This is a genomic window from Metabacillus rhizolycopersici (genome assembly GCF_020075705.1).
Map to the genome: position 1 here is coordinate 1 of NZ_JAIQUM010000054.1, position 18,181 is coordinate 18,181.

The 18,181-nt window shown below is 36.8% G+C and carries 19 protein-coding genes, 1 pseudogene and 1 riboswitch; of the genes and pseudogenes, 14 read left to right on the forward strand and 6 right to left on the reverse strand.

Annotated features, from left to right (window positions below):
- The first annotated feature begins 257 nt into the window (after positions 1 to 257).
- From K9V48_RS19490 to K9V48_RS19500, 3 genes are all read left to right on the forward strand, one after another.
- Positions 258 to 1,391 (forward strand): GerAB/ArcD/ProY family transporter, encoded by a 1,134-nt coding sequence (locus tag K9V48_RS19490; protein WP_224140832.1) that lies wholly within the window; start codon positions 258 to 260, stop codon positions 1,389 to 1,391.
- Between the two features lie 208 nt (positions 1,392 to 1,599).
- A riboswitch (cyclic di-AMP (ydaO/yuaA leader) is annotated at positions 1,600 to 1,747 on the forward strand.
- Positions 1,748 to 1,869: 122 nt separating this feature from the next.
- On the forward strand, positions 1,870 to 2,535 hold the full coding sequence (locus K9V48_RS19495; protein ID WP_224140833.1) for a potassium channel family protein: 666 nt from the start codon (positions 1,870 to 1,872) through the stop codon (positions 2,533 to 2,535).
- A gap of 2 nt (positions 2,536 to 2,537) precedes the next feature.
- Positions 2,538 to 3,863, forward strand: coding sequence for a TrkH family potassium uptake protein (locus tag K9V48_RS19500; RefSeq protein ID WP_224140834.1), 1,326 nt, complete (start codon positions 2,538 to 2,540; stop codon positions 3,861 to 3,863).
- Positions 3,864 to 3,967: 104 nt separating this feature from the next.
- Here K9V48_RS19500 and K9V48_RS19505 read toward each other — a convergent pair.
- Positions 3,968 to 4,339, reverse strand: a pseudogene (locus tag K9V48_RS19505) (IS3 family transposase); the annotation flags it as partial.
- Positions 4,340 to 4,949: 610 nt separating this feature from the next.
- Here K9V48_RS19505 and K9V48_RS29140 point away from each other — a divergent pair.
- Positions 4,950 to 5,078: a hypothetical protein gene (locus K9V48_RS29140; protein ID WP_263432890.1), complete on the forward strand. Its 129-nt coding sequence runs from the start codon at positions 4,950 to 4,952 to the stop codon at positions 5,076 to 5,078.
- 14 nt (positions 5,079 to 5,092) lie between these two features.
- Positions 5,093 to 5,668 (forward strand): CBO0543 family protein, encoded by a 576-nt coding sequence (locus tag K9V48_RS19510; protein WP_224140835.1) that lies wholly within the window; start codon positions 5,093 to 5,095, stop codon positions 5,666 to 5,668.
- 328 nt (positions 5,669 to 5,996) lie between these two features.
- On the opposite strand, the gene K9V48_RS19515 is transcribed toward K9V48_RS19510, so the two are convergent.
- Positions 5,997 to 6,977, reverse strand: coding sequence for an aldo/keto reductase (locus K9V48_RS19515; protein WP_224140836.1), 981 nt, complete (start codon positions 6,975 to 6,977; stop codon positions 5,997 to 5,999).
- 89 nt (positions 6,978 to 7,066) lie between these two features.
- Positions 7,067 to 7,342 carry an HPr family phosphocarrier protein gene (locus K9V48_RS19520; protein ID WP_263432891.1) on the reverse strand — a complete coding sequence of 92 codons (276 nt, stop codon included), beginning with the start codon at positions 7,340 to 7,342 and terminating at the stop codon, positions 7,067 to 7,069.
- A gap of 179 nt (positions 7,343 to 7,521) precedes the next feature.
- Between K9V48_RS19520 and K9V48_RS19525 the strand changes: the two genes are divergently transcribed.
- The 8 genes from K9V48_RS19525 (at position 7,522) to hxlB (ending at position 15,321) form a co-directional block, all read left to right on the forward strand.
- A complete protein-coding gene (locus K9V48_RS19525) occupies positions 7,522 to 8,430 on the forward strand; it encodes an AraC family transcriptional regulator (RefSeq protein WP_224140837.1) in 909 nt (302 codons plus the stop codon).
- A 370-nt stretch (positions 8,431 to 8,800) separates the two neighbouring features.
- Positions 8,801 to 9,559: a sugar phosphate isomerase/epimerase family protein gene (locus K9V48_RS19530; RefSeq protein ID WP_224140838.1), complete on the forward strand. Its 759-nt coding sequence runs from the start codon at positions 8,801 to 8,803 to the stop codon at positions 9,557 to 9,559.
- A gap of 6 nt (positions 9,560 to 9,565) precedes the next feature.
- Entirely contained in the window at positions 9,566 to 10,525 is a 960-nt protein-coding gene (locus K9V48_RS19535; RefSeq protein WP_224140839.1) for a sugar kinase, read from the forward strand.
- A gap of 1 nt (position 10,526) precedes the next feature.
- A complete protein-coding gene (locus K9V48_RS19540; RefSeq protein WP_224140840.1) occupies positions 10,527 to 11,831 on the forward strand; it encodes an MFS transporter in 1,305 nt (434 codons plus the stop codon).
- A gap of 125 nt (positions 11,832 to 11,956) precedes the next feature.
- A complete protein-coding gene (locus tag K9V48_RS19545; protein WP_224140841.1) occupies positions 11,957 to 12,622 on the forward strand; it encodes a bifunctional 4-hydroxy-2-oxoglutarate aldolase/2-dehydro-3-deoxy-phosphogluconate aldolase in 666 nt (221 codons plus the stop codon).
- Between the two features lie 419 nt (positions 12,623 to 13,041).
- On the forward strand, positions 13,042 to 14,049 hold the full coding sequence (locus K9V48_RS19550) for a LacI family DNA-binding transcriptional regulator (protein ID WP_224140842.1): 1,008 nt from the start codon (positions 13,042 to 13,044) through the stop codon (positions 14,047 to 14,049).
- Between the two features lie 94 nt (positions 14,050 to 14,143).
- Positions 14,144 to 14,758, forward strand: a complete 615-nt coding sequence (gene hxlA / locus K9V48_RS19555) for a 3-hexulose-6-phosphate synthase (RefSeq protein WP_224140843.1) — start codon at positions 14,144 to 14,146, stop codon at positions 14,756 to 14,758.
- Positions 14,759 to 14,772: 14 nt separating this feature from the next.
- Positions 14,773 to 15,321: a 6-phospho-3-hexuloisomerase gene (gene hxlB, locus K9V48_RS19560; RefSeq protein ID WP_224140844.1), complete on the forward strand. Its 549-nt coding sequence runs from the start codon at positions 14,773 to 14,775 to the stop codon at positions 15,319 to 15,321.
- A gap of 975 nt (positions 15,322 to 16,296) precedes the next feature.
- Here the strand turns inward: hxlB and K9V48_RS19565 are convergent.
- The 3 genes from K9V48_RS19565 to K9V48_RS19575 form a co-directional block, all read right to left on the reverse strand.
- Positions 16,297 to 16,437: a YvrJ family protein gene (locus tag K9V48_RS19565; RefSeq protein ID WP_224140845.1), complete on the reverse strand. Its 141-nt coding sequence runs from the start codon at positions 16,435 to 16,437 to the stop codon at positions 16,297 to 16,299.
- Between the two features lie 76 nt (positions 16,438 to 16,513).
- The gene (locus tag K9V48_RS19570; RefSeq protein WP_224140846.1) at positions 16,514 to 16,732 is read right to left on the reverse strand and encodes a DUF2922 domain-containing protein; all 219 of its coding nucleotides are present in this window, start codon (positions 16,730 to 16,732) and stop codon (positions 16,514 to 16,516) included.
- Between the two features lie 89 nt (positions 16,733 to 16,821).
- Positions 16,822 to 17,040 carry a DUF1659 domain-containing protein gene (locus K9V48_RS19575; RefSeq protein ID WP_224140847.1) on the reverse strand — a complete coding sequence of 73 codons (219 nt, stop codon included), beginning with the start codon at positions 17,038 to 17,040 and terminating at the stop codon, positions 16,822 to 16,824.
- 355 nt (positions 17,041 to 17,395) lie between these two features.
- On the opposite strand from K9V48_RS19575, the gene K9V48_RS19580 reads away from it, so the two are divergent.
- Complete coding sequence (locus K9V48_RS19580) at positions 17,396 to 18,166, forward strand: zinc ribbon domain-containing protein (RefSeq protein WP_224140848.1); 771 nt, start codon at positions 17,396 to 17,398, stop codon at positions 18,164 to 18,166.
- Positions 18,167 to 18,181 lie beyond the last annotated feature (15 nt).

Sequence of the window (18,181 nt, forward strand, 5' to 3'; positions counted from 1 at the left end):
ACCTTGCGTTAGATAAAAGAGTTGTTTGGACAAAAAGAAGGCTTGAGCCGTATGATGGGAAACTGTCACGTACGGTTCTTAGGGGAGTTAGGGGCAGTGATGCCCCTCGCTTACCCGACTTAACTAGTTTTGTATAGAGTATACATTTCTTAACCCTTAAAAGTATTTAAAATTGGAAAGTAGGTGAAAATGAATAACTAGAAGAGATGTATAAGCGTGCGAATTAAATCATTTGGGAAGGGGGGAGATCCAAGACAGTGGAGAAAGCAAAGATTAGCGTCATTCAACTATTTGCCATGATGTTTTTATTTGAGATGGGGACTGCGGTGGTCCTAAGTTATGGAATAGAGGCTAAAAAAGACGCCTGGCTGGCCATTCTTTTAGGAATGGGTGGGGGAATGGTCTTATTTTCCGTTTATTACTTTTTATTTCGCCAATATCCAAACCTTCCACTTACCGGAGTTGCTAGAAAAATATTTGGTAAATACTTGGGGTGGATGATTGGTTTGTTATACATCCTCCTTTTTTTGTACATTGCCGCTAGAAATGTGCGTGAGATCAGTGATTTGCTGGTTTCATCGACTATGACCGAAACACCATTATTAGCCATCGCGCTCCTATTTGTTCTTGTCATTTGTTATGTACTTTATCTTGGGATTGAAGTATTAGCGAGGACAGCAGAAGTATTTATTGTCATTTTGTTCTTGTTTGGGCTAACAGGGAACTTTTTGGTCTTTGCTTCAGCTAATATGGATTTTCATAATTTGCAGCCGTTTCTGGAAAATGGATGGAAACCCATCGTAACGACAACATTTCCCAAGATTATCGTTTTCCCTTTTGGCGAAATGATTGTCTTTACGATGCTGCTTCCTTATTTGAATCAATCTGGATTAGTAAAAAAAGTGTGGCTGTCTGCCTTAATTTCAAGTGGCTTAGTATTAAGTTGGACAACCAGTTTAAATATTACTGTTCTTGGTATCGAAGCAGTGGAGAAATCTACGTTTCCTTTGTTATCAACCATCGGAAAGATCAACCTTTTGGATTTTATCCAACGCCTGGATGTTCTTGTTGTTTTCACCATGCTGATTACAGTGTTTTTTAAAACATCCATCTATTTGTATGGTGCCGTAATTGGAATGGTCGATTTATTCAAATTAAAAAATCATCAACAAATTCTTTTACCAACTGGGATTATTCTCATTTTTTTTTCAATGATGATTGCCTCCGATTTTTCAGAACTTACGGAAGAAGGGTCTGTCTTTGAGTATTACCTTGCCATTCCTCTTCTTGCGATTGTTCCCTTGCTAATGCTGCTTATTACCGTGGTTCGAAACCACTTCAAGAAGAAAACTAAGGATGAAAAAATCAAATCAGAATCAGATGCAACATAATCTATTTATTGTGTTTTATCCAAAGCCTTCGGATTTAAGAAAATTCTGAAGGCATTTTTGATTACCTATAAGCGTGATTATGTTAACTAGATATGTTTAAAACATCATTATTTATAAATTGATTGATCAAAAAGCAAATGATTTTATTAGAAATTAGCATTTACAACATTAAAAGATCGGAGTAATATATCTGTTATTAATAAATCAATCATCTTAATCGCTGAATCCGTATGGAACGGAGGAACCAATTTTGCATCAATTATTTTTGTTGCTTGGGGTGAATCCTTTTTTGAAGGTAGGGTTACTTCTTGACCCGAATCCGACAGCTAACTTCGTAAGCGTTAGGGAGAGGATGGTGAAACTTGTGATCGAAAATAACTTGACCACGGGGTAATCCTCTGTGGTCTTTTTTAGTTGGATTTTTATATTTTTATGACAAGAAACAAATACTAAAAGAAACATAACTAGGAAGGTCTATATGAAAAAATCATTAAAATCTTTTGCTGTATTTGGGTTAGGAAGCTTTGGAGGAACAATAATAAAAGAGTTCCATGAAATGGGTGTTGAAGTAATCGCAGTTGATAAAGATGAGGCAAAAGTCAATGAGTATATGAACTATGCAACGTATGCAGTTTGTGCAGATGCAGTTGATGAAACTGTCTTAAATCAGCTTGGTGTTCGTAATGTTGATCATGCCTTCGTTTCTTTTGGGAATAATATGCAATCAAGTATATTAACTTCATTGTTACTCAAAGAAATGGGTGTCCGCAAAGTTTGGGTGAAAGCTCAGAATGAATATCATTCAAAAGTTCTTGAGAAAATTGGTGTTGATAGAGTCATTCACCCAGAACGTGATATGGCAAAAAGAATTGCCCATCACATTGTGTCAGATAAAATGATTGATTTTATTGAGCTATCTAAAGATTACAGTATTGTAGAAATTAGAGTAACCAAAAAGCTTGACCACTGTAACTTAGGTGAAATCAATGTACGTGCAAATTATGGATGCACGATTGTCGGTATTCAACGTCATGGTGAATTTATTGTTTCTCCTTCTGCTGAACAAGTGATTTATACAGACGATGTGTTAATCGTAATTGGACATAATAAAGACATTGCTAGATTTGAAGAAGAAGGCGTTTAACTATGAAGACGAAATATATTAAATTAAATCCTTCTCAACTGCTTGTACTAGTGTTCCTATTTTTTATCATCTTAGGAACACTACTGTTAAAATTGCCTATTTCAACAACTACTCCTATTAGTTTGACTGATGCTCTTTTTACCGTAACATCTGCTATGACGGTCACAGGTCTTGCTGTAGTGGATACAGGTACTGTCTTTACAACTTTTGGACAATTAGTGATTCTCATGCTTATACAAGTCGGTGGGCTGGGAATTATGTCCTTTGCGGTTCTTATTTTTATTATGTTAGGGAAAAAAATAGGATTTAAAGAGAGATTGATCATACAACAATCTCTAAATCAAACTTCTTTAGGTGGGGTAATAAAATTAGTTAAAAACTTATTTATATACTCCTTTAGCATTGAAATTATTGCTATGTTGATTTTAGCTATAAGATGGGTTCCAGAGTACGGATGGGGAAAAGGAATGTATTATAGCTTTTTCCACTCTATTTCAGCTTTTAATAATGCTGGATTCTCTATATGGTCAGACAGTTTGATGAAATATGTAGGCGATCCATTAATAAACCTTGTTATCACGTTCCTATTTATTATCGGAGGGATAGGTTTTACTGTTTTATCGGATATATGGTATAAACGCAGCTTTAAAAAGTTAAGTCTTCATTCAAAGTTGATGATAGGTGGTACTTTTATGATTAATTTGTTGGCAATGATTATTGTTTTCTCCTTAGAATACAGTAATCCTAATACGTTAGGAACATTATCATCACTAAGCGATAAACTGTGGGCATCCTATTTCCAAGCAGTAACAACTCGTACAGCTGGGTTTAATACACTTGATATTGGAAGTTTACACGAAGCAACTATTACGTTCATGTTACTCTTAATGTTTGTTGGAGCAGGAAGTGCCTCGACAGGTGGAGGAATTAAACTTACAACATTTTTAGTTATCGTCTTCTCAGTATTAACCTTTTTGAAAGGAAAAAGCCAAATTACTATCGGAAATAGAGCCATAAAAGATAAAGTTATTGTCCGATCCCTTGCGATTTCAACAATAAGTTTATTATTTATTTTCTTAGCTGTATTCCTTTTAAATATTACAGAACCAGAACCATTTTTAAAGATATTATTTGAAGTTATTTCGGCTTTTGGTACAGTAGGGTTATCCATGGGAATAACAGCAGATCTTTCAGACATTGGTAAGATAATCATTGTGTTTATCATGTTCTTGGGCAAATTAGGACCTTTAACTTTAGCCTTCTCACTAGCAACAAAACTTGAACAAGAAAAAATTCGATATCCAAGTGAAGATATTCTAACAGGTTAAAATTTTTTGTTTTCTATTTAACAAGCTACTACATTAGTTCAACAAATAGAAAAAAAGGAGCTTCTAATTTGAAGTGACCCCATAAAGTTAGACAGGCTATTTCGTTAGGCGGCTTGTTGGGTATGAGCTCGGTATTGTACCGGGCTCATACTTTTTAATTTTGCCTTGATCCGTTTGTGATTATAGTATTCTATATATTTTGCTAATTCTTGCTTAAAGTGTTCTACACTTTCAAATTCTTTTAGATAAAAAAATTCTGATTTCATGATGCCAAAGAAACTTTCAATGACGGCGTTATCGTAACAGTTCCCTTTGCGTGACATACTTTGCGTAATGCCACGTTTACTAAGGGCATTTCGGTATTGTTTCATTTGATAGTGCCAACCTTGATCAGAATGAATAAGGAGTGTGTCCTCGTTTGTTAATCGTTCAAAGGCCTGATCTAGCATCGTTGAAACAAGTGAATAGGTTGGTCTACCATGAAAATAAACTTCTGTAATTCAGTGAAAAAGGCAATACTTAATAAGACGCAGCTCATTCATTTTTTTAAAAGGGGAGAGCGCCTGATTCATTGATCTATTGTAGGAAAATGGCCTGAATTAAGATGCTTCAGGTTCTTGTAACGTAACTGTGTATCCCAAACTTTTGAGTCTTCGAAGTGAATGTCGTACAATGGATTGCTGTCTCTGTTTATCAAAGTAGTCTTCGCCTAAGTCTACATACATTTCTTTTCGTGTTAAGAGATAATAAGCTATTCTCAACATGGCATGAGCGACGACAATTCCTGCTCGTATCTTACCTTTTCGTGAAGCTGTACGCCTATACAGTGCTCCGAGATAGTTTTTAGATCTTCTTAATGAAGTAACACGATCAAACAAAACTGGGAGTAAGGCATATTTAGCTAAAGGGGAGTAATGTTCAATAAAAGTAACGAAGCAAGCAGCCAGGTGGTATGTTTTTTTAAAATATACTACCATTTTTGTGACAAATAGAATAAATATCTAACTATTTGGATAAATTATCAACGATTTGCATAATAAACATTCTATATAAAGGTGAAGGCTGGCTTAAAAGGATCAAATTCGAATGGTTATTGAAACAGACCCAGAGGTAAAACAAATGGTTAACAAAATCAAGCAATCAACAGGTAAATCGATCAAAGAGATTATTGAAACTTTAATCAGGAGAGAGTATCGACAATTAAATCTTGATTAAAACGAGGTGAAAAAATGACAATACAAGAAGGGATTAACAAAGTAGAACAAGCTTATCAAAAAATCCATGGTGCAAATAATTTGATAAATGATGCGATAATGAATGCATTTCTATTTTCATGGCGATGGTGGTTGGGAATTGCATTATTCATCATACCTTGGATAGTTTGGTTTAGGATTAGAAAAAAAGAAAGCTCAGATCGATTACTTTATGCAGGTTTAATCTCTATACTTATCGGTCTGGTAATTGATTTTTTTGCAGTATCGATGGGGAAATGGTCATACCCAATAAAATTGATTCCTAATTCAGGCGTATTGTTTCTTCCTTATCATATATCTATGCTTCCAGTGGCAGTCATGTTCACCCTTCAAATTAAGCCAAGTTTTAATCCATTTGTAAAAGCTGTTATTTTTGCAGGCTTTGGTGCATTTATAGGAATGCGATTATTTGTGATGATTGATTTTTATGACCCTAAAGGCTGGCCATCTATATATGATTTCTTTATTTTTCTTTTCATTTACTTAGTGGCATACTGGTTTAGTATAAGAGATAATTTTGACAAAATTAAGATGGATAATAAGGAAGATTAAAATCCTCTTTAACTTTATTGAACTAATTTTCTATAGTTAAATTAGAGCAAGCAAGCTTCAACAGCCTTTAATAATATTGTAGGTCTTCAAAAAAAACGGGCGCGTTTATCGAGCAACGCGTCTTTTGGTATTGGGCCAGGGAGATTGTTGAACAGCACCCTTAAATAAAATTAGATATTTATGTTAATGTCTAGAAAAGATTATGAAGGTTCAGACTTAGGTTAACTGACTGTTTAGTTTACCAATGAGGGTTCTCAAAGATTTAAAAGAAAAACCCAACCTTACCATTATGGAAGATTGGGTTTCCTTCTATTTATCAGCAAAACACTTAGTTGTGACCAACTATTGGATGTGGTATATATGGCTCTTCAAGAAACGCAATTTCTTCAGGTGTAAGCTTAACCGATAAAGCACCTACAGCATCTTCAAGATGTGGTATTTTCGTAGCACCAATTATAGGAGCTGTTACTGGTTCTTTCTGTAGTAACCAGGCAAGTGCGATGTGTGTACGAGGGATACCATGTTTTTTTGCGATGGATGCTACTCGCTCCACAACCAATCGATCGGCGCCCACAGTCGCATCGTATTTAGATTTTTGAATTTGATCTGTCTCGGAACGATGCGTTGTTACTGACCAATCACGCGTTAATCTCCCTGATGCAAGAGGGCTATATGGAGTGACACCAATTTTCTCTTCCTTACAAAGAGGTAACATTTCTCGTTCCTCTTCACGGTATATTAGGTTTAAATGGTTCTGCATGGACACGAACTTAGTCCAACCATTTTTTTCTGCCACATGTAATGCCTTTTGGAACTGCCAAGCATACATGGCAGAAGCACCAATGTATCTTGCTTTTCCAGCCTTCACCACGTCATGTAATGCTTCCATCGTTTCTTCAATAGGGGTATTGTAATCCCAGCGATGGATGATATAAAGATCTACATAATCAGTTTCCAACCTCTTAAGACTTTTATCGATTTCACTCATAATTGCTTTTCGGGAAAGACCAGATCCGTTTGGACCTTCATGCATTTGTCCATGTACTTTAGTTGCTATTACAACTTCATCACGATTAGCATAATCCTTAAGAGCTCGTCCAAGATATTCCTCGCTTGTGCCCAGTGAGTATACATTTGCTGTATCAAAAAAATTAATCCCTAAGTCGAGGGCTTTTTTTATAACGGGGCGAGAGTCCTCTTCATTAAGTACCCATTGGTGAAACCATTTGTTAGCGTCCCCAAAACCCATACATCCAAGACAAAGTCGAGATACATCTAAGCCTGTATTACCAAGTTTCACATATTCCATTTGATATTCCTCACTTTCTAAATGATATAAGAAATAAAAAGATATAGATCGTGTATATAATTTTCATTTATTAGACATAGATTCCACTATTACTTGATAATTTTCTTTTTAACTAAACAGTTTTCTATTGTTTCTAGAGCTTGAAGCTGGTCAACTCCTTCAGCCGTGAGACTAAATTCAGAGCCATTTTCAATTCCTAATGACATAACATCCATGATAGACTCAGGAGAGTTTTTTAAGTCAACTGATTTCCCTTTATATTCAAGATAAATCTTAGATGTAAATATACAAGCAACTCTTACTAGAAGGGTTGCTGGACGAGCAAATCCCGAACTCATAGTGACCTTATACTGTTTTGCTATCATTTTCTCTACTCCTATTTTTACTTTGGAATCCATGTATTCTTATTATGCAACATATATCAAAGCAATCGTTATCCCATTAGTATCAAGTTTTTGCCTAATCCTCTCAAAACCCCTTACTCAATCAACGAATATAAGGTAGAATGAAATAAATGAAGATGAAGGGGAAAGGAGAGTAAGGTATGTCTGAGAGAATCTACAAACAGCAGCATGAACAACTTCTTGCTAAACTCATTGAGCGTTATACAGGACAGGACGGTGTACATCCAACCTCTATTTCATCTTTGTTTTTAATCCAAGAATCTGTAATTACAGAACCCATTTCAAGAATAAACGAGACATCCTTTTGCATTATCCTCCAAGGAGAGAAGGAGGTATTATTGGGAGAGGAACGCTTTTTGTACGGTCCTGGTAATTATATTGTGGCATCCGTTGACTTGCCAGTTACAGGACAAGTGATTAAAGCCTCAACAGAATCTCCCTATTTAGCTCTCAAACTTGAATTTACATCGAGCCAAGTTTTAGAAGTATTAAATGAAACAGATATTCAATTTGGCCAGGGAAAGAACACTAAACGAGCTATGTTTGTTAGCGAAATAGAATCTTCTTTGTTGGATGCAGTACTTAGACTAGCTTCTTTATTAGAAAATCAGAAGCATATCCCTGTTCTTGCTCCATTATTTAAAAAAGAAATTATCTATTGGATTTTACAAGGTCCACAAGGCGAAGCGCTTGAACAAATGGCATTAGAAGGTAGCAATGCTTCTAGAATAAGAGACGTTATAGACCATATCATCAATAATTATGAAGAGTCTTTTCGAATTGAAGAGCTTGCCGAAATAGCGAATATGAGTGTTTCATCGCTACACCGACATTTTAAAGAGGTAACAGCAATGAGCCCCATTCAGTTTCAAAAACAACTGAGATTGCAGGAAGCTAGGCGCTTGTTATTAGCTGAGTCAACAGATGTAGCTGATGTCGCATTCAGGGTGGGGTACGAAAGTCAATCGCAATTCAGTCGAGAATATTCCCGAATGTTTGGCTTTCCGCCTAGAGTAGATATAAACCGAATGAGAGAGAACTACGTTTAAATGAAGAAAGACTATAGATTGTGAAAGGTTGTACTTAAAGCAAAGGATGCTTTTCTTCATAAGGAGCTTCAGCAATAGGACGCAATTGTGGTAGAACCCTTAGGTTTAAACGACTTTATTGTTATATTTTTAAGTGCATAGAAGCATTCACATCAAAAATTAAACAAGCATAACCCCGTCCTAATTTAGTACGGGGTTATGCTTGTTTGAGGTTTTAAAATTAAATAACTTTATTATCACTACACAGGGACTATCTTTTTCACTATCAATTTAAAAAAATAAAAAAAGTATTGAAAAGCGCTTTCATTCATTTTATAATGTTAATAAATCGATTTACTAAACCGGTTTATGGAAGGGTGGGAATACATTTATGAAAAGTATAGTTGTCCCATTAAATGCTTTTGATAGAAAAGAAGTGTTAGAGAAAGGGCAAATAGCTTTTATAAAGTTAATCGCCGAATCAGGGGCGTATGGTGTGGAAATCAGGAGGGAATTGTTTCAGGTTGGGGATTTACCTCTGAAGCAACTAAGAGAGGAGATTGCAACATACTCGCTGTTTACAGTGTATTCAACACCTGTAGATTTATGGAAAATAGATGGATCATTAAACAGACAGGAGCTTGAACAAATCTTTAAAGAAGCCAGCATACTTGGTGCAAGTTGGGTAAAAACATCGTTGGGGAACTACAAAGAGGAGATATCAGATATTGTAGAGCTTAAAAAGTTTCTTATGCAAAATGAAAAAGTAAAGCTACTTGTTGAAAATGATCAGACTTATTATGGTGGGAAATTAATTAACTTAAAGACTTTTTTTGAAAGCGTCGTCAATTTGGATGTTCCTGTCAACATGACATTTGATACGGGAAACTGGATGTATACGGGTGAAAACGCTATGGAAGCATTATTGCAATTAAAGGAATATATAGCATACCTTCATTTCAAAAATGTCACTCAAAATGGGATAGAACTTACAACTTGTGCGATTGACACTAGTGAAAATGCTGAGTGGCGCATCATTGCAAGTCAATTTCCATACGATTTGCCAAAAGCACTTGAATTCCCAATTTTACCAGAATGTCTACTAAGAGAGTATGTTGAAATGGTAGAGAATAACAAGGATATGAGGTGAGGGTTAATGAATAGGTTAGATGTTGTAACATTCGGCGAAGCAATGACCTTGTTTATTGCTGAAAAGGCAGGACCGTTACATAAAATTGAAAGTTTCACAAGAGAACTCGCAGGTGCTGAAACAAACGTAGCGATAGGTTTGGCAAGACTTGGGTTCAAATCCGGCTGGGCAAGTAAAGTAGGATCTGATGCATTCGGTAAATTTATAATGAACAGACTTGCAAGGGAAAATGTAAACGTTGAGCATGTATTTACAGATGAACGTTTTCCAACAGGATTTCAGATAAAATCAAAGGTAGTAACTGGAGATCCTGAAGTTCAATATTTCAGGAAGGGCTCGGCAGCGAGCTTTATGGGGGCAAAAGACTTCCATGAAGAATATTTTAGTGGTGCTCGCCATCTTCATATGACCGGTATCCCTTTGGCCATTTCAGAACATACACGTGATTTTGCACAAACAGCACTTTCATATATGAAAGAATTGGGACGTACTGTTAGTTTTGATCCTAATTTAAGGCCAACTTTATGGTCATCCAAACAAGAGATGATTGAAGTCATTAATCAGTTTGCCATGAAAGCAGATTATTTCTTACCTGGTATTTCTGAAGGAGAAATATTAACTGGATATAAGAGTCCGCGTGACATTGCTTCATTTTATTTGGATAAAGGGGTCGAACTTGTCGTTATTAAACTCGGTGAAGAAGGAGCTTATTATAAAAATAGTTCTGAGGAGGGTTTGGTAAATCCTTATGAAGTAAAAGAGGTCGTTGACACGGTTGGAGCAGGAGACGGTTTCGCAGTTGGCGTTATTAGCGGTTTGCTTGAAAATTTACAAATTAAGGAGTCTGTACTTCGTGGAAATGCAATCGGTTCTATGGCTGTCCAATTTCCTGGGGATAATGATGGTTATCCAAATCGCGATCAATTAATGGAATTTATGAAATTACCTATACAAGGAGTGAATTAATATGCAGCAAACGCTCGCAAAGAAAAGATGGCTTCGCCTTATTCCAGTTGTTTTTATTACGTACAGTCTTGCATATCTTGACCGTGCCAACTATGCATTTGGTGCGGCAGGCGGCATGGCTCAAGACTTGGGTATAACACCTGCTATTTCATCACTGCTTGGTTCTCTTTTCTTCCTTGGGTATTTCTTTTTCCAAGTTCCTGGTGCACATTATGCGGAGAAGAAAAGTGCCAAAATATTGATTTTCTGGTCATTAATTGGCTGGGGGGCCCTTGCAACAGCAACAGGAATGGTTTCAAACGTAGGTTTATTATTTGTCATTCGATTTATGCTTGGTGTGGTTGAAAGTGCTGTTATGCCGGCAATGCTTGTATTTCTTAGTCATTGGTTCACAAAAGCGGAAAGATCTCGAGCAAACACATTCCTCATTCTTGGAAATCCGGTAACGGTGCTTTGGATGTCAATTGTTTCTGGCTATTTATTGGAAGCTTATGGTTGGAGATTGATGTTTATCATCGAAGGTCTTCCGGCAGTCATTTGGGCAATATTATGGTGGAAGCTCGTTGTTGATGAGCCTAAAGATGCAAAATGGTTGAACTCTCGCGAAAAAGCTGATTTACAGGCTGAGTTGGAAAAAGAGCAGCAAGGAATCAAACCTGTAAAAAATTATCGTGAAGCATTTAAATCAAGAACAGTTATCCTTTTATCACTACAATATGCTTTATGGAGTATTGGTCTTTACGGGTTTGTTATGTGGTTACCTTCAATCATAAAAGCAGCACCAAATATGGATATAGTTCAAACAGGATGGTTATCAGCAGTACCTTATGTTTTAGCAGTCGTTCTTATGCTGACAGCATCACATTTCTCAGATAAAAAGCAGACTAGAAAAGTATTTGTTTGGCCTTTTCTTCTTATAGGAGCCATTGCATTTTATGCCTCTTATCTTATTGGAACAAGTAATTTCTGGCTAAGCTTTGTATTGCTTGTCATAGCAGGAGGAGCAATGTATGCCCCTTATGGACCATTTTTTGCGATTATTCCAGAAATTTTACCGAGAAATGTGGCAGGTGGAGCTATGGCATTAATTAATTCAATGGGAGCACTTGGTTCATTCGTAGGTTCATATGTAGTGGGATATTTGAACGGTTCGACTGGCGGTTTTGGAGCTTCCTATATCTTTATGTCAGGCTCATTGCTGCTATCTGCAATCTTAACAATTATTGCGACAAAGAAAACGAAGGAGAAAAATACAGGGGTATCTAATACAGAGGTATCTAATAAAGTGCAAACTAATATCTCATGAAAAATAGCTTTAGCTAGGATGGCAGTCCTGCTAAAGCTAATGCTCTCTACGTGTAGAAATAAAAGAGAACTATTATTATATGACATTTGATTGGAAAAGAAAAGGTTGATAAAGGGGCTGAGTTCGTGGGAGTAGCAGAAATTAAAAAGCGGGGAATTGTCGCTGTAATAAGAGGGGCAACACCCGATTCGATTATATCCATAGGAAATGCATTGAAAGATGGAGGAGTGACTGCATTAGAGATTACAATGGAGACGCCAAGAGCAGTATCCGTAATTGAAGCCGCAGCTTCCTATTTTGGAGAAGATGTAATGGTTGGAGCCGGGACCGTTCTTGACGCTGAAACTGCAAGAGCAGCGATACTGTCAGGTGCGAAGTTCATCTTCTCACCAACGGTAAAAAAGGAAACTATTACAATGGCTAAACGATATGGAGTGATTAGCGTACCCGGAGCTTTTACACCAACGGAAATTCTGACGGCTTACGAGTATGGAGCAGACTTAATCAAGGTTTTCCCTGCGGGTACTTTTGGTCCGAGCTATTTAAAGAACATAGCAGGTCCTATGCCACATATTCCTTTAATGCCGACAGGTGGTGTCGATGTCCATAATACTGGCGATTATATTAGAGCTGGAGCCGTTGCGGTTGGGGTTGGCAGCACACTTGTTAATACGAAAAATACATTAACCGAAGAGTATCTGAACAACATGAAAGAAAAGGCAGCACAGTTTACTAAAGAAGTTAGAAAAGTAAGGACAGAGTTGGATCAAAAACTACTCGTTACAAAGTGAGGGTACAGAAAAGATCCGTTTAATATAGGAAAGGAAGTTAACCAGCTACTATGTTATAAAGGGTTAACTTCTTTTTATTTAATCTCAGTTGATAAAATTCAGGTTACTTTCTCAAATCAATCGCTTTTTAAGTGCCGCTTTCAAGATGAGTGGCTTTTTTCCTTTTATAGATTTTATCCCACCTTAACGGGCAGTAAAACTCTTAACGAAAGATTCGAGAGAAGCAAAGAAGATAAGTGGGGGATAACTGCCCGTAAAGATCCGATAAGTCTCGCTAACCATCAGTAGGGGATGAAGAAAACCCCCACTGATGGAAGTCTCACTTTAGATAGAACTGAACTACTCAGGTAAAGAATGGATTTATCGGGACTTTTCCTTTAAAATATAAGTACGATGTGATTTGAAAGAGGAAGATAAAAATGGCAAGAGTAACGATGGCTGTTGTGGCTAAAGAAGCTGGAGTTTCAAAGAGTACGGTATCCCAATTTTTAAATGGTCGTTTTGAATATATGGGAGAAGATACAAGGAAGAAAATTGATGAAGCAATCAAAAAGCTTGGCTATCAGCCTAACTATCTAGCTAGAAGTCTAAAGCAGAAGCGCACTTCGATGATTGGGGTTATAGTAGGGAATATTATGCACCGTCTTTCGACTGAGGTTAGCCGTTCGATAGAGGATTATTGCCATGAACATAACATGCAGGCAATTATTTGCAATGCGGATGATAATCCAGAAAAAGAGAAGAAATATATAGAAGTACTCCGTGCAAAGCAAGTTGATGGACTCATCATTTTTCCGACAGGACAAAACGTTGAATTATATAAAAGTATGATAGAAGAAGGCTATCCGGTTGTTTTTATGGATCGGAAGGTAGATGGATTAAAAGTAAATTCAGTCCTCGCAGCTAACATAGAAGCAACTGCTGAATCTATGCGCCACTTAATTTCAAATGGGCATAAGAGAATTGCAATTGCAACTCAGCCATTAAGTACCAGTCCAAGGGTTGACAGACTTCATGGCTATAAACAAGCACTTAATGAAGCAAGTCTGCCTGTAAGAGCAGAATACATGGTTCATGCTGATATAAAAAAAATGAAACAAGAGCTTGATAAGCTTATTTGTCTTCAGGAGCCACCAACAGCCTTATTTGCAGGAAATGATCTGGTGTTTCTTGAGGTTCTGGAATTTTTAAAAGAAAAACGAATTAAAATTGGACGAGATATCGCGCTAGTTGTTTTTGATAATATTCCATTTGCACATTTAGTTGAAACTCCGGTAACCACTATAGCACAACCTGGATATGAGATGGGGCAAAAGGCTGCAGAGGTGTTGCTTCAGCAAATTAAAGAAGATACGCAAGGTTTTCATGAATATGTTTTTCCATGTGAATTGGTCATAAGAGAATCATCCCAAAAAATAGACGAATAGTATATCTACTCTTTTAGATAAGGTCTTGAAAATAGGCCTTATTTTTTATATAATTTAAATAAACCGGTTTAGTAAATCGATTTAGGAGGGCTTTATGAAAACTCAACTAGCTTTAGATCGTTTAACCATTGAGGATGCAATTCGGTTAGCGCGAAAAACTGAAAAGTACATTGATCTGATTGAAGTTGGAACATCATTAATAAAAGAGTTTGGTATGACAAGTATCTCTAGATTAAAAGAAGCTTTTCCAGATAAAGAAATTGTTGGGGATATAAAGACAATTGATAATGCTATTTATGAGTTTGATCTTTGCTTTAATGCAGGAAGCGATATTGCTACCGTAATGGGAGTGTCTCCATTGCCTACAATAGAGGCATGTTTAAATTCAGCAGCAAAGCACGGTAAGCTAGCGATGATTGATTTATTAAATACATCTCCAACACAAAGGGATGCTCTTTTAAAATATAAGGATGCTATATTTTGTGACCATATTAGCAAGGATGAACAAGAGATGTCAGGCAAAAAGAAAAGTATTGATAGAGTGAACTATGATCCTTCACTGAAATGGGCGGTGGCTGGCGGTATTACTGTTGATTCAATCAAGAGAATGATAGAACCGAGACCTCATATTCTCATTGTTGGTTCAGCGATTACAAATGCAGAACAACCTGAAAAAGTAGCAGAAGCTTTTAGAAAAATAATAGGATGAGGAAGGGAGATATTATGAATCAATTTGAAACGATTCTTTCAGAAATTTCAACTGTAATAAAAGGATGCAACCTGGGGGACATAGACAAATTTGTCCATGAAATTCAAGAAGAAAAACGCATCTTTGTCATAGGAGAGGGACGGTCAGGTCTAATGGCCAAATCATTTGCCATGCGTCTAATGCATTTGGGTGCCGAGGTATATGTTATTGGTGAAACTATCACACCATCTATTTCAAAGGATGACATCCTTGTGGCAGTTTCAGGTTCTGGCAAAACAAAAAACGTCGTTTGGATTACAGAAAAGGCAAAATCAATAGGTTGCTACACAATTGCCATCACAACTGATACTGAATCACCTTTAGCATCAAATGGCTCCCTTATTATTCATGTTCCTGCAGCCACAAAATACCGAAAAAGTGGAGAACAGCCAACGATACAGGCGCTCGGTTCCCTATTCGACCAATGCGTCCATATCCTTTTCGATGGAGTTTGCTTAAGATATGCTGAGAAGAAAGAAATTAGTAACGCACAAGCTTTTTCAAAACACAGTAATATGGAATAAGGCATAATTAGGTTCAGTTCTCAATGGAAACATGGAACTGAACCTTTTTTATAAAGGCTGTTCTAGTAAACTTTGTTGCTATTGTCATATAGAGTGTCATCAACAGTGACTGGTTCGGCTCCATATTTCAGAAATTGACCATGAAAACACATCAAAGTTGACCGCCTAGGCTTCATATTTTAGAAATCGGTCACGAAAACACATTAAAGTTGACCGCTAAGGCTCCGTATTTTAGAAATCGGTCACGAAAACACATTAAAGTTGACCGCTAAGGCTCCGAATTTCAGAAATCGGTCACGAAAACACATTAAAGTTGACCGCCTAGGCTCCGTATTTTAGAAATCGGTCACGAAAACCTATTAAAGTTGACCGCCTAGGCTTCATATTTCAGAAATCGGTCACGAAAACACATTAAAGTTGACCGCCTAGGCTCCGTATTTTAGAAATCGGTCACGAAAACCTATTAAAGTTGACCGCCTAGGCTTCATATTTTAGAAATCGGTCACGAAAACCTATTAAAGTTGACCGCCTAGGCTCCGAATTTCAGAAATCGGTCACGAAAATCCATTATTGTCCGCTTTTGCTTTTTTTCCTTGATTAGGGCTTCTCCCCCACAAAAAACAACAATCATTTAGAAAAGAGCCTTTATAAATAAACAAAGGAAACAATTTATCCCGCATTAACGGGCAGTAATACCCCCACCTCTAAGCTTGAGTGAATCACAAAGAGGCGAAGGTGGGGGGGATAACTGCCCGTAAAAGCTAAGGTAAGTCTCGCTATCCATCAGTGGGGGATAAGGAAAACCCCCACTGATGGAAGTCTCGCTTTATTAGGTGTTTACGTAGCACCACACAGGTTTTTCCGAAATAAATGTATAGCGCAAAGATAAGGAGAATCAATCGCATACTAGAAGATTGGCTTCTTTTTCTCATTAGTTGGATCTTTTTAGTTCTTTTCATTAAACACCTTAAAAAATTACAGCTTTTGCAACTCTGAAGGAAGCATTTGGATCGAGTGATTTAATGTGTCGAGCTTGCTTTCGATTCGATTTAGTAAATATAACGTGACGATGATCGGGAAGCCGACTTCACTAATGACTGATAGCCATTGTTCCATTGTGTTTCACCTCGCTTATTTTGTATTTCGTAAAGGAAAGGGCTGACCTTGAAGCGTGTAGTCAGCCCTAACTTAATTATCCAAGCTCGATTTCGGTTACATTACGATCAACGATTCGTGCGCCTTTCTTCGAGACAAATTCTCCACCGTTCGTCATGAAAATATTTGAAGCTAGTAGTTGGTCCATCGCTGTTGAAAGTGCTTGTTGATCAATTGGATCAATGGGGGAATCAACGTTTACCTTCACCGTTTTCCCTTCCGTATTTAAAAATAGAAGCTCTAATGTTTTCGCCATTTTCTGTCCTCCTTTCTTTGTGAGAATTGAAGGAAAAGGGAGTATTCTCCGTTTCCCTCATAAAGCTGGTCGGCTCTCTTTCCTCGTTGTTACTCCGTAATCTGATTTGTGTCGTTACGCTCGACAAATGCTAGCGTTTCAGTTTGTAAGCTTCCAATTGCCTGTGCTGCTTGAAGCAATTGATCAGCTGTTGCAGATGTCTTGATGTTGTTGTAATTTTTACGCTTGAAGATTTGTTTTCCTTTTTCATCCAACCCCATATCGAAAACAAGTCTTAATTGCGACTCTAATAATACTTCAGCTGCCATGTTCTCACCTCCTTTCACCCTTTATATATAGAAATTAGGGCGGTTGAGTAGCGTGAGAATGAAATTTTTTAAAAAATTTTGTAATGGATTTCATGTTACAAGACAGTGGATAGATAAGCTGAATTAGTCAGTTCATTTGTTAGTGCTTTTACTTCAGTTTCTAAGTGAGCAAGAAGTAGGAGAAATTCCTCATGCAAACCTTACCTTTTTATTTTTTAAAAAACAGTGAATGAGTCCTAATTCTCATTGGGGTGCGTATACTATTTGGTGTGAATTCCTAATTTGTTTATAATTTTAATGTTTTACAGAAAAAATGATTAGTCCAGATGAAATTTTCAAATGAGGGGGACATCGAATGCATTGTATTCAATGTGGACAATTTAATTCAGGTGGAAACTTTTGTGTGAAATGTGGAACGAGGTTACAAGTAGATTCGTTTGAACAACAGGCAGTTGCTGTAAGTGAAGCTGGACAACAACCTACATACTCCAAACCAGCTACGCAAAATCCCCATGTTGAAAAGGCTAAGACTGCTTCAAAATTATATCTATCCTATTTTTTGCAAGGAATGAAAACTCCTACGACTTTAGCTCAGTCTGTATATGGAGACCAATTCGTTAATGGGTTGATTACGATGATTATTTACGCGCTTAGTATTCCATTAATGATGTATTTTGGGGTTAGAGATTTCGTTGATGATTTTACAGAAATGGTTATTCAACCAGCTTTCTTTTATTTGTTATTTATTGGATTTGTTGCGTTAATTACATTTGCTGTTGTCAGGATGGGGCGTGTTCAAGTTTCGCTAAAAGATGTTTGTGCACGATTTGGGACGTTCTTAATTGTACCGACTTCGTTTCTGCTTATGGCACTCATTTTATCGTTAGTCCAAATTGAATTATTTATCCTGCTCTTATTATTTGGATTTTTAGGCTTGTTTCTAGTTGTACCATTTACTATTTATAGTTTTAAAAAAGATGTACCAAATGGATTAGATGGGATATATGGTACGTTTTTAGCTTATTTGGCGATTATTATCTTATTGGTGACAATCGGTGCTATTATGATCAATTTAATAATAGGAGTAATCGGTTCAATGTTTGACTTCGGGTTTGGGTTTTTCTAATGAATGTTATCTTTT